General features: G+C 58.0%; 9 protein-coding genes. 2 read left to right on the top strand and 7 right to left on the bottom strand.

Annotation, left to right across the window (positions count from 1 at the left end; all coding sequences use genetic code 11):
- Positions 1–315 precede the first annotated feature (315 nt).
- Positions 316–1,452: a porin gene (locus WFN61_RS02850; RefSeq protein WP_286172094.1), complete on the top strand. Its 1,137-nt coding sequence runs from the start codon at positions 316–318 to the stop codon at positions 1,450–1,452.
- Between the two features lie 187 nt (positions 1,453–1,639).
- Positions 1,640–2,830 (top strand): amino acid aminotransferase, encoded by a 1,191-nt coding sequence (locus WFN61_RS02845; protein ID WP_238084109.1) that lies wholly within the window; start codon positions 1,640–1,642, stop codon positions 2,828–2,830.
- 52 nt (positions 2,831–2,882) lie between these two features.
- Here the strand turns inward: WFN61_RS02845 and WFN61_RS02840 are convergent, their stop codons facing one another.
- From WFN61_RS02840 to cmoM, 7 genes are all read right to left on the bottom strand, one after another.
- Positions 2,883–3,530 (bottom strand): MBL fold metallo-hydrolase, encoded by a 648-nt coding sequence (locus WFN61_RS02840; RefSeq protein ID WP_144812931.1) that lies wholly within the window; start codon positions 3,528–3,530, stop codon positions 2,883–2,885.
- A 24-nt stretch (positions 3,531–3,554) separates the two neighbouring features.
- The gene (locus WFN61_RS02835; protein WP_257757121.1) at positions 3,555–4,103 is read right to left on the bottom strand and encodes a YcbK family protein; all 549 of its coding nucleotides are present in this window, start codon (positions 4,101–4,103) and stop codon (positions 3,555–3,557) included.
- A gap of 183 nt (positions 4,104–4,286) precedes the next feature.
- Positions 4,287–6,065 (bottom strand): L,D-transpeptidase, encoded by a 1,779-nt coding sequence (gene ldtD, locus WFN61_RS02830; RefSeq protein WP_257757119.1) that lies wholly within the window; start codon positions 6,063–6,065, stop codon positions 4,287–4,289.
- Positions 6,066–6,243: 178 nt separating this feature from the next.
- Positions 6,244–10,698 carry a chromosome partition protein MukB gene (mukB, locus tag WFN61_RS02825; RefSeq protein WP_144812941.1) on the bottom strand — a complete coding sequence of 1,485 codons (4,455 nt, stop codon included), beginning with the start codon at positions 10,696–10,698 and terminating at the stop codon, positions 6,244–6,246.
- Entirely contained in the window at positions 10,695–11,402 is a 708-nt protein-coding gene (gene mukE / locus WFN61_RS02820; protein ID WP_144812944.1) for a chromosome partition protein MukE, read from the bottom strand. Before mukE ends, mukB begins: the two co-directional genes overlap by 4 nt.
- Complete coding sequence (mukF, locus tag WFN61_RS02815; protein ID WP_144812946.1) at positions 11,383–12,705, bottom strand: chromosome partition protein MukF; 1,323 nt, start codon at positions 12,703–12,705, stop codon at positions 11,383–11,385. The genes mukE and mukF overlap by 20 nt, the downstream gene beginning before the upstream one ends.
- Positions 12,698–13,492 carry a tRNA uridine 5-oxyacetic acid(34) methyltransferase CmoM gene (gene cmoM, locus WFN61_RS02810; RefSeq protein ID WP_257757110.1) on the bottom strand — a complete coding sequence of 265 codons (795 nt, stop codon included), beginning with the start codon at positions 13,490–13,492 and terminating at the stop codon, positions 12,698–12,700. Before cmoM ends, mukF begins: the two co-directional genes overlap by 8 nt.
- Positions 13,493–13,561: the final 69 nt, after the last annotated feature.

Genomic DNA, 13,561 nt, shown 5'->3' with positions numbered 1-13,561 from the left:
TATATCACTATTAAACATAAGTAATTCATATATATAGGAATGGATCCGCTGTTTTTATCAGCAACTCTATTGGAAACATGAAGTGGTTCACAAAGTTCCCTAAAATACACAAATTATTACACATTATTTCTTTTTGTTACCTCTTTAAGACATTTGTAGCACTTTCAAGGTAGCGAAACGGTTTTATGAATGGAAAGATGCTCTCAGACACAAAAAGACACCAAACTCTCAGCAATAGTTCCGTAAATATTTATTGACGGAATTCATTGACGGCAGTGGCAGGTGTTATAAAAAACCTAATGAGGGTAATAAATAATGATGAAGCGCAATATTCTGGCAGTGGTTATCCCTGCTCTGCTGGTAGCCGGTGCAGCAAACGCTGCAGAAATCTATAACAAAGCCGGTAACAAATTAGACCTGTACGGTAAAGTTGTAGGTGAGCATGACTTCGTAACCTCTGGTGATGACACCGGCAGCAACGACAGCACCTATGCTCAGATTGGCTTCAAAGGCGAAACTCAGATCAACGACCAGCTGACCGGTTACGGCCAGTGGGAATACCGTGCACTGGCAAGCGGCGAAGAGAGCGGCGGCCAGTCCCAGCGTACTCGTCTGGCATTTGCCGGCCTGAAAATTGCTGACGCAGGCTCCATCGACTACGGCCGTAACTACGGTATCGCGTACGACGTTGACGCTTACACCGATATGGCACCGTCCTTCTCCGGTATGACCTGGGCGAACTACGCTGACAACTTCATGACCGGCCGTACCTCTGGCGTTGCGACTTACCGTAACTCCAACTTCTTCGGTCTGGCTGATGGCCTGAACTTCGGCCTGCAGTACCAGGGTAAAAACGACCGTGCTAACCCGCTGACCTCTAACGGCGACGGCGTAGGTTACTCTCTGGGTTATGACTTCGCAGAAGGCTTCAGTGTAATCGGTGCTTACTCCAACGCTGACCGTACTAACAACCAGGAAGGCCTGAACCTGCGTAACGCCGCTGGCGACATCACTCGTGGCAGCGCCCGCGGTAGCCGTGCGGAAACCTGGGGTGTGGGTGTGAAATATGACGCCAACAACATCTACCTGGCGACCACCTACGCTGAAACCCGCAACACTACCCGTGAAGCGGACGGCACCTTTGCTAACAAAACGCAGAACTTCGAAGCCATCGCTCAGTACCAGTTCGACTTCGGTCTGCGTCCGTCCCTGGCCTACGTGCAGTCTCGCGGTAAAGACCTGGCAGCAACTACCGACGGCGCGTTCGGCGGCGGCAGCGAAGACCTGCAGAAGTTTGTTGAAATTGGTGCTACTTACTACTTCAACAAAAACTTCAACATCTGGGTTGACTACCAGCTGAACCTGATCGACGACAGCGACTACAGCCGCAACGTTGGCATCGTCAACGGCAAAGACGACCAGGTTGCTGTAGCGGTAACTTACCAGTTCTAATTGCACGACCTCCTCGTTATATGCTGATAAAAACAGGGCTACGGCCCTGTTTTTTTATGCCTGAAAAGCCCGTCAACGCTGCTTGCGGTCACACTCTGTTTCTTTTTGTCGCAAACGGTTGGCAATTGATAAATCTCCCGTTACCCTGATACGCAACGCCCTTCTGTCATCAAAATGGAACCTCGTCATGTTTGAGAATATTACTGCAGCCCCTGCTGACCCTATTCTGGGGTTAGCCGATCTGTTTCGTGCCGACCAACGTCCGACAAAAATTAACCTTGGCATCGGCGTCTATAAAGATGAAACCGGTAAAACGCCGGTGCTGACCAGCGTGAAGAAAGCCGAGCAGTATCTGCTGGAGAACGAGACGACGAAGAACTATCTCGGCATCGACGGGATCCCGGAGTTTGGCCGCTGCACTCAGGAGTTGCTGTTTGGCAAAGGCAATGCGGTCATTAACGACAAGCGCGCCCGTACGGCGCAGACCCCGGGCGGCACCGGCGCGCTGCGCGTAGCGGCAGACTTCCTGGCGAAAAACACCGACGCTAAGCGCATCTGGGTGAGCAACCCAAGCTGGCCGAACCATAAAGGCGTGTTTAATGCAGCCGGGCTGGAGGTGCGCGAATATGCTTACTATGACGCGGCTAACCATACGCTGGACTTTGACGGCCTGCTGGCTAGCCTCAACGACGCCCAGGCGGGTGACGTAGTGCTGTTCCACGGCTGCTGCCACAACCCAACCGGCATCGATCCAACCCTGGATCAGTGGCAGACCCTGGCGCAGCTCTCCGTTGAGAAGGGCTGGCTGCCGCTGTTTGACTTCGCCTATCAGGGCTTTGCCCGTGGTCTGGAGGAGGATGCTGAAGGACTGCGCGCCTTTGCCGCGCTGCATAAGGAGCTGATCGTTGCCAGCTCCTATTCGAAAAACTTTGGTCTGTATAACGAGCGCGTCGGGGCCTGCACCCTGGTGACTGCCGATGCGGACACAGCCGATCGCGCCTTCAGCCAGCTGAAGTCCGTGATCCGAGCCAACTACTCCAACCCGCCTGCGCACGGTGCATCTGTCGTCGCCACCATTCTCAGCAATGACGCCCTGCGCGCCATCTGGGAGCAAGAGCTGACCGATATGCGCCAGCGCATTCAGCGCATGCGTCTGCTGTTTGTTAATACGCTACAGGAGAAAGGGGCTAACCGTGACTTCAGCTTTATCATTAAGCAGAACGGCATGTTCTCGTTCAGCGGCCTGACCAAAGAGCAGGTTCAGCGTCTGCGCGAAGAGTTTGGCGTCTATGCGGTGGCATCCGGTCGCGTTAACGTGGCGGGCATGACCCCGGACAATATGGCTCCGCTGTGTGAAGCTATCGTCGCCGTGCTGTAAGCGTAGCGCAAAAAAAAAGGGTCGCCGAAGCGACCCTTTTTTATGGGACGAACTACCAGATCGGCTGCTCGTCCTGCAAAAACGGGTTGTGCAGTCGCTCTTCGCCCAGGGTCGACATCGGCCCGTGACCGGGAATAAAGGTCACGTCGTCGCCCAGGGGCAGCAGCTTGCGCTTGATAGAGTCGATCAGCTGACCGTGATCGCCGCGCGGAAAATCGCTGCGCCCTACCCCGCCCTTGAAGATCACATCCCCAGAGACCAGCAGGCGCGACTGTGCATCAAAGAAGACAATGTGGCCAGGCGTATGGCCCGGGCAGTGCAGCACCGCCAGCGTTACATTGCCGACGCTCACGCTCTCGCCCTCATCCAGCCAGCGGTCGGGCGTCAGAGGCTGACACTCCTCCAGGCCAAACATACGGCTTTGGGCAGGAAGCCCCGTCAGCCAGAACTCATCCTCTTTTTCCGGGCCGACAATAGGCACACCGTAGTGTTGCGCCAGCTCGGCGGCGGCTCCCACGTGATCGAGATGACCGTGGGTGAGCAAAATCTGCGTCAGCGTAACGTCAGAGGCGGCAACCACCTCTTTGATACGCTCGGCATCACCACCGGGATCCACCAGCGCGGCCTGACGCGTCTCCTCACACCAGATCAGAGAACAGTTCTGGGAAAACGCGGTAACCGGAATAAGACGATAGTTCATACTGCTCCTTTTCATTAAGCCCTGTTACCAGTGCCGAACCGGCCCGGTATCAATATGTACAAAGTTGCTGCGCGGGTAATATCCTACACCACCTGCTCCCATAGATAACGCAGCTTTGCGAATATTGCTTAATGCGAGGCCTTCAATATGGAAATCCATTGCCTGGCCTTTAGTGTGGTAGCTGTGCTTGGCGACGCCGCTGCTGTGGGCGCGAAGCTCATTGTTGGTATCGACAGAGCGATAGCCAGAGATAAGCTGAACCGGTTTACGCGTGCCGAGCAGGCCCTGCAGGCGGTAGATCTGGTCGAAAAGCTTAGGGTCAATGGACGTCACTTTATTGGCGCGATAGTCGCGGAAAAAGTGGTTAAGTTTAGCTAATTCATCCTGAATATAGCCCTTGCCGTCAAAAAACTCGGTTTTGATTGACTCTCCGGTATGTAAATTACTGAGGGTCAGGATCCGTGGGCGTGGCGTAGAGAGGGTAGCGAACGCAGGCGTTGGCAGGATGGCTGCACCGAGTGCAATGCCACCTAACGCCAGCAGTTTGCGGCGATTAGCGTCAAATTTATCCATGATAATCAGGTCTACAGGTAAAAAGGTTGCTTAATTAATGCACTTCTGGCGCGTGAAAAAGCAACTTACCGGGCAAAAATTCTTACGTCAAGGAAGGTCAAGCGTGGTAAAGACGGGCCGCGTAGCCTGGAGAGCCCGTTTTTACCAGTGATTTGGGGAATGGATTAATCTGAACTACTTCATTTATTTGATTAATTGTTCCGCCTTCGGCAAAACGTCAGCGCTTGAACGGGCGGTCAGATCGTAATTGTAAATATCTGTACGATACTGGGTACGCCCGTCGCTGCCGACGAAGGCGGTCAGGTAGTAGAGGTTCACCGGAATATTCTGGCGAATATTCACGTAGCGCGTGTTTCCTTCCTGCAGTGCGTCAGAGATGCGCGTATCGTTCCAGCCTGCGTCCTGCAGCAGCATGCTGGCCAGCTCGGAGGATTTATTCACGCGAACGCAGCCGGAGCTGAGCGCACGCTCGTTCTTCTGGAACAGAGTATGGTTCGGCGTATCATGCAGGTAGATAGCATCCGAGCTGGGCATATTGAACTTGTAGCGGCCCAGGGAGTTATGCGCGCCCGGAGCCTGCTGGAAGCGGAATGGCAGATTAGACGGCGTGATGGTGCCCCAGTCGACCCGCCACGGATCGATCGTCTCTTTGCTGTTCCAGCCGCGCAGCACAACATAGTTATGTCGCTCCAGATAGCCGGGATCGTTCCACACCTTCGGCAGAATGTCCTTGCGCGCCAGGGTCGGCGGGACGTTCCACGGCGGATTGACCACCACGTTATTGAGCGCGCTGCTCATCATCGGCGTTTTACGGTCGGGACGACCGACGATCACCCGCGAGGCCAGCACCTCGTTACCCTGCTGATAATAGACCAGCGAGTAAGCCGGAATGTTAACCATAATGCCGGTAGAGATCGTGCCCGGCAGCAGGCGCAGACGCTGAATGTTAAGAGCCAACACCCCTGCGCGCTGGGCGGGGGTCACATTAAGCCAGTCGCGGGTGGACTGACCGATAGAGCCATCGCTCCCCAGCCCCTGCCAGGTCTGGAAACGTTTCACCGCCGCCACCAGCTCGGGATCGTAGGTGCCGCCGCGCGCAGACTTCGCCTTTTTAGGTTTATCCCCCGGCAGAACGATGTTCTCGGCGTTATCCAGCATCCCCGTGCGGGAGAGGATCTCGCGCAGGGCGGGAATATCGTTGCTCCACTGTCCCGGACGCAGCGTGGCGGTGCTCTTTAGCGTCGGCCACGGCTGAGTATCACTCACTAGCTTCAGCAGCGACGTGTGCATCAAAGAGTACTGGTCATGCTGCGGTGCAAGGCTGGCAACAAAGGGGGTCAGATGGCCGTTATCCAGCGCCATCTGCCACTGGTTAATCACCGTCAGCGGCGGCGTCGCCAGCTGATAGGGTTTGGCGCTATAGAGCCAGCTATTGCCCTTAACGGGAATACCAGCGATGAAGTGCAGGTAGCCCAGCATGGCATCAGAAAGCACCACGTCCCGGGCCTGACCGGTTACAGCAGGATCGGTCAGCAGCTCTACCCATTTCGTGAACTGGGGCTGGAAACCGGCGATTGCCACCTCGGCCAGCTGTTGCTGAAACGCTTTAACCGCCTCGCGATCGTCCCACATGGCTTTTTGCTCGCGGGCGGCATAGAGCGCAACGAGCTGGTTCATATAGACCGGGGTATAGCCTGCCGGCAGCTGAGCCTGGATTTCAGCACGGGTTTTGGCCATCAGGCCAGCATCGGCCAGCGCCTCTACGCCCGCCAGCACCGCGGTAGCGTGGGACTGCACCAGCGGCTCGGCCAGCGCCGTAGGCTGTACGCCCATGCTGGCAGAGCTGTCGGTTGGAATAACTTCTGGCTCATCGGCCATAGCGTTAAACAGCGGAGCAAACGTGAGGGCCACGCACAAACTCAACGCGGATACCCGACGACTCTCTTTTTTCTTCAGCAACATCCCTTGCCCCCTGTTTAAAAACGAATCGATTAATCCGTCTGGTTCTATGAGTATATAAAGACAAAAATACATTTGCCCGGCAAAATGTAAAGAAGATTAAAGATTGATCTGGTGCTGGTTGGGCCAGCAGGCAATAAAAAAGGGCGGCTATGCTGCCGCCCTTTTGCTCGATTAACCGTCAGGTTACGCTGGCATCCGCCGTGCCGGGCAGCGGCTCAGGCAGCTGCGGGGCAAAGCCGCGCAGGCCCACCACGTGCACGTGCTCTTGATTGTTGAACACCTTACGCACCAGCTTATAGGTGGTACCTTTCTCCGGACTGATGTTTTCAGGCGCAGCGATAATCAGCTGCATCTCCAGCCGCTCGCACAGCTCAAACAGCGTGGCGATAGAGCGGGCATCAAGACGGGCGGCCTCATCGAGGAACAGCAGGCGGCATGGAGAGATATCTTTCCCACGCAGACGACGGGCTTCGTCTTCCCAGCTCTGCACCACCATCACCAGAATCGACATCCCGGTACCGATCGCCTCCCCGGTAGAGAGCGCGCCGGACTCGGCACGCAGCCAGCCGTCGGATCCACGGTTAACCTCGACCTCCATCTCCAGATAGTTACGGTAGTCGAGCAGCTCTTCACCGATGGTCTGCGGCGTACGCTGGCCCATATCAATCTGCGGGTTCAGGCGCTGATAGAGTTTCGCCAGCGCTTCCGAGAAGGTCAGACGGTTGCTGTTAAAGAGATCCTGATGCTGTTCGTGCTGCTCGGAGAGCACGTCCAGCAGCGTAGCGTGGGTCTCCCGCACGTTCACGTTCAGACGTACGCTGTTCACCTGACCAAAGGAGACGCTCTGTAGCCCCTGGTTGAGCTGGCGGATACGGTTCTGCTCGCGCTGGATGGTTTTACGAATGATGTTTGCCGCACTGCGGGAGCTGATCGCCAGCTTCTGCTCGCGGGAGGTCAGCTCTTCCGTCAGACGGCCCAGCTCGATCTCCATCTGCTCAATCGCTTCAACCGGATCGTCGGTGCGAATAATATCCTGACGGATACGCTCGCGCAGATGCTGGTAGACTGCGACAAAGAACTGGATCTTACGCTCGGGGCGCTTCGGATCTTCGGACATGCGCAGCACGTCGCGCAGGTGTTCGTTATCCGCCACCGCCAGACGCAGCGCACCCAGCGCCTTATCCGACATCGAGCGCAGCTCATCGGCAGAGAGATAGGCCAGCTCGCGACGGTGCAGACGACGCTCAACGCCGTTATCTTTCACCATCCGCATCACCGCGCACCAGCCCGCTTTGGCCGTCACCACCTGCTCGCGCTTCTCGTAGTAGTCACGCTCAAGCCGCTTGAGCTTGCGGGTCAGGTTATCCATCTCCGCTTCGCAGAAGGTCAGGGCTTTCTCGAGCTGGTTGCGACGCGCGCGGTTGCCGGAGAGCTGGGCATAAAGCTCATCCCGACGAATGCGCGCCCGCTCTTCCGAGCCGCTGTCTGCCCGCACGCCAATCTCCTGCAGCTCTTTATGCAGATCGTTCAGCAGCTCTTTTTTGGTGTCATAAGAGCTTTTCAGCGATGCCTGCACTTGGCCGTACTGGCTAAGCTGGGCGGCGTGGCTGCGCATCGCCTCACGGGCGCGGGCGCGTTCGCTCTCCGCCTGCTCCAGACGCTGGCGCAGCTTCTCGTTAAGATCGCTGTTGCCGGTGAGCATCGCGGCGGAATCGCTATAGCTAAAGTGGGCGCGGCGCTGCACCACCTCGGTGAGGGCAAACGCCTGCTGGCGCGCTTCACGCTGCACCTGCTGCGAGTAAGCATAGTCCTCTTTTAGCTGTTCAAACTGCTCCGGGTCGCTCTGCAGCACCGAGACCACCGGCTCCAGCTTCGCCAGCTGGTTACCGAACTGCTGGATAAAGCGTGCCGCTTCCTGGGCTTCGTCAAGGCGCTCGCGGATCTCATCCACGCGGTCGGCCAGGGTATCGTCGCTCAGCAGGTTGATGCGCGGCAGCAGGCGGTTAAGGGCGCTGACGCCCTCCTTGGCCTGATCGTACTGGGCACGGCTCTGCTGGTTGTCGCTCTCGTGAGCGCTGATGGCGCGCTCAAGCTCGCCCCGACGACTGGTCAGGGTACGGATCTCGGCTTCCGGATCGTCCTCAAAGGCGACTGCCAGATGGCTACCGATAAAGCGGCTGAAGGCCTGATGCAGACGCTGGGTCTTCTGGACATCAAACGACAGCGTGGCGAAGCGCTCTGCCAGGGTTTCACGCTCGGCGTGCAGGCTCTCAATACGGCTTTCGCGGGCGGCACGACCAAACAGCGGCAGCGACGGAAAGCGAGAGTAGCGCCACTGGCGATCGGCGACCTTGACGATCACCGCTTTTTCCAGCTCGTCGGCAGCAAAGACGCTGTCGTCAAAGGACTGCGGATCCCCTTCAATCAGGTAGAGATCTTCCGGGCAGTCGGTTAATCCTTCCAGCTGCTCGGCGATCAGAGAGAGATCCGGCACCACGATAGCGTGACGGGATGGGCCATACAGCGCCGAGTAGTACGGCGCATCGTCAAGGCTGACATCATCGTAGATTTCAGAGAGCAGCACGCCGCCGAAACGTTCCGCCAGAGCGTTGAGACGGGCATCTTCTGCCCCGCCCGGCTGGCTCAGACGCTCGATCTCGTCGTCTACCGCCTGCTTGCGGGCACCGATTTCGTCACGCTCAACAATGGCTTCGCGCTCGCGCTCCAGCAGCTGTTGCAGGAACTCGGTTACGTCCTGGCTTGATTCAAACTCTTGCCCGCTCTGCTCGCAGAGCTGGTTGAGGCTGTTCTGCGCGGCCAGCCAGACCGGGGCACGCTTCAGCAGGCGCTGAATACGTGCCTGCAGCTGCTCCAGCTCCTGACGCAGGGCCATGCGCTGCTCACCGGCGTTGGCAACGGTCTCAGAGAGGGCGGCAATCTGCGCCTCCAGCTGCTGGTGCAGGGCCTCCAGCTCATCGGCGTCGACGCGCTTGTTGTGACGCTTGCAGAACTCGGCCAGCAGACGCTCGGCCTCCTGCTGCTCGCGCAGGCGCTGCTCCAGCTCGTTAAGACGCATCCGCAGCGGCTGCACCTGGTCTGCCAGGTGGCGCTGGTTAACGGCGTCACGCAGCAGCTCCCGGGCGACGCTCCAGGCCTCGCTGCGCGCGAGCGGACCGTTAATGGCCGCCACCAGCTGATACGCCTGCTCAAACTGGCTGTGCGCGGTCTGGGCCACGCTCATCTTCTGCTCCAGCGAGAGCAGCTTCTCAGTGGCTTCCTGCTCTTTGGCCTGGAAGGTCTCCTGCCACTGCTGGGCGCTCTCCGGCGTCAGATCCGGAATGTGGCACAGGGCCTGAGCGCGCTCCAGCGCGGCCAGCGCCTGGTTATACTGGATGGCACGCGTCTGCTGCACGTCGAGCGCCTGCTGATAGTTGGCAAGCTGGCTCTTCAGCTCATCCACCTCCAGCTCGGCGGCTTCCGCCCGGGCCTCGTTCTCTTCATGGCGGTCGGCGGCTTCTGCCACCACCTCGTTCTGCTCCTCCAGACGGATTTGCAGTTCGTCGAGATCCGCTTCATAGCGCTCAATTTTTTCCTGCTGACGCAGCGCGGTTTGCACCAGGTTCAGGTGGTCGCTGGCGGCCTGGTGATCCGCTTCGAGATCGCCCTCCGCCCCAGTGTGCTCATGCAGCTCCCGCGCCATCTCAACGTGTTTATACTGCTCGGCAGCCAGCTGCGACCGGGAGGTAAAGAGATCCCGACGGAAGGCCAGGGCCTGATCGAGATGCACCCGACGCTCGTTGGCGTGGCGCATGTAGTCCGAGGCCACGTAGTTGGTGGCTTCGCTGATCAGGTGCTTGAAGAGATCCCTGTCCGACTGGGTGACGCGGATCGCCTCCAGGGTCATACGGTTCTCCCGCAGCGCGGCTTCCATATCCTGGAATGCCTTCCGTACCCCGCCGTTTTCCGGCAGCAGGTAGTCACGCAGCGAGCGGGTAATGGCGCTGGAGATCCCGCCGTAGAGCGAGGCCTCAATCAGACGGTAGAACTTGCTGCGATCCGAGGCGGAGCGCAGGCGACGCGCCACGATGCCCAGATCGAACATCAGGGCGTGGTAATCGATAATTGAGTTGAACTGCTTGAACTGAACGCCTTCGATCTCGTCCAGCTTCTCTTTCAGCTCGGTCAGGCTCAGCACCCGCGCCTGGCGCTCGTTGAGCGTCTCGGTCAGCAGCTGAGTCGGTTGAATGCTGGTCGGCAGGCCCTGAATCGCAAAGGGTTTAATATCGACTTTGCGATCGCGCCCGGCGACCTGCTGCAGGCGTACGCCTACCACCACGCGCTGGTTGCGCGAGTTGATCACGTCCAGCACCGAGTAACAGACGCCCGCCTTCAGCTTGCCGTGCAGACCCTTATCGCGCGAGCCGCTGGTGGCCCCTGCTTCGGTGGTGTTACGGAAGTGCAGCAGGGTTAAATCCGGGATCAGCGCCGTGACAAACGCCGCCATGGTGGTGGATTTACCGGCCCCGTTACCGCCTGACAGCGTCGTAACCAGCTCGTCAAGGTCAAAGGTGCGGGCAAAAAAGCCGTTCCAGTTTATCAGCGTTAGCGAGCGAAATTTACCGCGATCGATCATGACTCTTCCTCCGCACTGTCCGGCTGGTTCTCATCTTGCTCATCATTGAGCTGCAGGTTGTTCTCTATCGGCATGGCCTCGCCGTCGCGGATCATGCGCAGCTGTGCTTCACGCAGATCGTCGCCGCCGCGCACGTCAGCGCCGAAGCGGAACACCGACTCGGTGATGCGGAATTTGCTGCTGTCGTTCCCCATAAACCAGACCATGCCCAGGCGGCGCAGACGGTTCAGAGAGGAGCGCACCTTCTCCTGTAATTTCTGGCGATCGACGTCAGAGCCGGTGGAGCGGTTGTTAACCAGCTTCAGCAGCTTGCTCTCATCTGCCAGCGCCAGCAGCTCGTCGTAGAGCTCCTGCTGGGTAAAGATGCCCTCGTTGGCCAGGCGCTCCGGGCTAAGATAGAGGTAGCAGAGGATCTTGCCGACCATCATATCCAGCTCTGAAAGCACCGAGCGCGGGATCAGCGTCGTGGAGCGCGGGCGCAGGTAGAAAAACCCTTCTGGCGCGCGGATCAGCTCCACGTTATAGCGGGCGTAAAACTCCTCCAGATACTCCTGGAAGTCCATCAAAAATGCGTGATTGTCCAGCTCATCAAGACCAATGTGGCGACCGGCGCGCAGCTGACTGTCCAGCGCCGGGAACAACGGGTTAGCCAACGCCTGCGCCAGCTTGACTGGCATCACTTGTTCAATATTTGTCAATGACATGCGCCTGTACCCTGGCTCCGTAATCATTAATTGGCTGCCATTTTGCTGGCAACCCGGTGAAATCGCCCTGCGCTACGCCGAGGCGTACCGCCTGATCAACCACAATTCGCGCAACGTCAAAGTGACGCGCCCGCGGATATTGCGCCAGATATTCGCGCACTACGAGACCGAGATCCAGTGGCACTTCTCTGGTTTTATATACCGCCAGCTGCGCTTCAATCATGGCGGCAAGCTGCTCGCGAATTTCGTTAAACTCTTCAAATTCGAGATCCGGTGGCAGTTCGCCGGTGACCTCTTCATCGCGCAGCGTCATCTCTTCGTCGCGCATATCCAGCAGACGATCGGCGCTGGCGTAGGTCAGTGCCCATGGGGCATCGAAGTAAGACTGCACCGACTGGCGCAGGCGCTGGGCAAAGACGCGGTTTTTATCCATATCGATGGCGGTACGGATAAACTTATGCACATGGCGGTCGTAGCCGATCCACAGATCGATTGCCTGCTGACCCCAGCTGATGATGCGGTCCAGCTTGCTTTGCAGATCGAACACCAACCGGTCGACGAACTCGAGATCGTTATGGGCAAGGGTCGCATCCTGGATGCGCAGCAGGTTGGCCTGCAGCTTATCCCCCGCCGCCTCCAGCGTATCCTGCAGCTCACGCAGGGTACCTGAGGTTTCCGACAGCAGAAGCTCACAGCTGGAGATCGCCGCCCGCCAGTCTTTGTTCAGCAGCTGGGCGATGTCATCTTTCACCAGCTGCTGCTGCTCGTCCATAATCCGCTGGGTCAAATCAATGCTGTCGAAAATCTCCGCAACGGAGTACTTGAGCGGGGCATAGACGTGACGATGCCAGTGGAACTCGTCTCCGCCTTCCGCCGCCGCGTCAGCCGCGCGTTTCAGTTCGCTGGCAACAATAGAGAGCTGCATCGAGAGGCGCAGCGTAGAGAACTCGCGCTGACGGATGTAGTAGTCCGTGATGCCGATCCCCAGAGGCGTCAAACGGTAGATGGCGTTCCCCTCGGCCTGCTCGCTGGTAAAGCGGTTCAGCAGGCGCTGGCGCACCATATCGTTGATGGCGTTATTGGCGCGCACGCCGATGGTTTCGCTGGTCTGCTCAAACGCCTCGCTGACGTGACGAAACGCGTCAATCAGCTCCCCTTCGCTCATCTCGCCATCGAGTCGCTCGCCGTTGAGGGTGGCGACAGCCAGCAAAAAGGAGAGTCTGTCCACCGGCAGCGCGATCGAGAAATCATTTTTTCTGGCCCAGGCAACCAGTTCGGGGACTGTCTGGGAAAATTCACTCATCGTTAATCCTTGTATCTACCTGCGGCTTCTGCGCGGTAACGTGTATATAGCGGCCCAGGCTCAGGTAGGGCTCCTGACGGCAGTAACGCGTCTCCAGCTCCACGAGTGCAGCAAAACAGTCATGCTGTTTTTGCTTATCGCGCAGATAATCGTGAAAAACTCTGATACCGGTTTTACCGGTGATCTGCCAGCCCATCTCTTCGAGCCAGCCGTAAACCTGCTGCGGATCGCGCGGAAAGTCCGGTGAAAGCGTCCGCCGTTTCTTTTTGTACATGCCCTGCTGCACATAGCCAAAATTGCCGACCAGCACGTTCCGCATCAGCAGGCCGTTGGCATTGTAAAACATCAGCGACAGCGCGCCGCCGTGACGCAGCGCCGACCAGAGGGTTTGCAGTACGGCAACCGGCTCGGCGACCCACTCCAGCACGGCATGGAACAATATCAGATCGACCGGCGATTCCAAGTGCTGGGCAATGTCCTGAGCGGCGCAGTGGATAAAATGCATGTTGTCGATCACACCTTCCGCCTCCGCCGCCGCGCTGGCCCGGGCAACCATCTCACCCGACAGATCGCACAGGGTGACGTGATGACCGAGCTTCGCCAGCCGGATGGCCGTCTGCCCCTCTCCGCCACCAGCATCGAGAATACGCAGCGGCCGTGGGCCAAAGGTCGCCAGCAGCGCGTCAAGATCCTGCCACAGGATCGCCTGACGTAGCTGCCCTTTCGTCGTGCCATAGATATTGCGGGAAAACTTCTCCGCGATGTCATCGAAATTGCGATCCTGCATCTGCTACTCCGCGATCCTGGCAAAACCGCTATTTTGTCACAGCCACGTTAAGAAGGAACCTATCTGGTG

Source organism: Pseudescherichia sp. AS216 (assembly GCF_037152055.1).
Lineage (GTDB): Bacteria > Pseudomonadota > Gammaproteobacteria > Enterobacterales > Enterobacteriaceae > Pseudescherichia.
This window is presented reverse-complemented; position numbering and strand designations above follow the sequence as displayed.

Bases quoted from the DNA above. Each gene is read 5' to 3' on its own strand.
- WFN61_RS02850 (WP_286172094.1), top strand. From the start codon at position 316: ATGATGAAGCGCAATATTCTGGCAGTGGTTATCCCTGCTCTGCTGGTA.
- WFN61_RS02845 (WP_238084109.1), top strand. From the start codon at position 1,640: ATGTTTGAGAATATTACTGCAGCCCCTGCTGACCCTATTCTGGGGTTA.
- WFN61_RS02840 (WP_144812931.1), bottom strand. From the start codon at position 3,530: ATGAACTATCGTCTTATTCCGGTTACCGCGTTTTCCCAGAACTGTTCT.
- WFN61_RS02835 (WP_257757121.1), bottom strand. From the start codon at position 4,103: ATGGATAAATTTGACGCTAATCGCCGCAAACTGCTGGCGTTAGGTGGC.
- ldtD (WP_257757119.1), bottom strand. From the start codon at position 6,065: ATGTTGCTGAAGAAAAAAGAGAGTCGTCGGGTATCCGCGTTGAGTTTG.
- mukB (WP_144812941.1), bottom strand. From the start codon at position 10,698: ATGATCGATCGCGGTAAATTTCGCTCGCTAACGCTGATAAACTGGAAC.
- mukE (WP_144812944.1), bottom strand. From the start codon at position 11,402: ATGTCATTGACAAATATTGAACAAGTGATGCCAGTCAAGCTGGCGCAG.
- mukF (WP_144812946.1), bottom strand. From the start codon at position 12,705: ATGAGTGAATTTTCCCAGACAGTCCCCGAACTGGTTGCCTGGGCCAGA.
- cmoM (WP_257757110.1), bottom strand. From the start codon at position 13,492: ATGCAGGATCGCAATTTCGATGACATCGCGGAGAAGTTTTCCCGCAAT.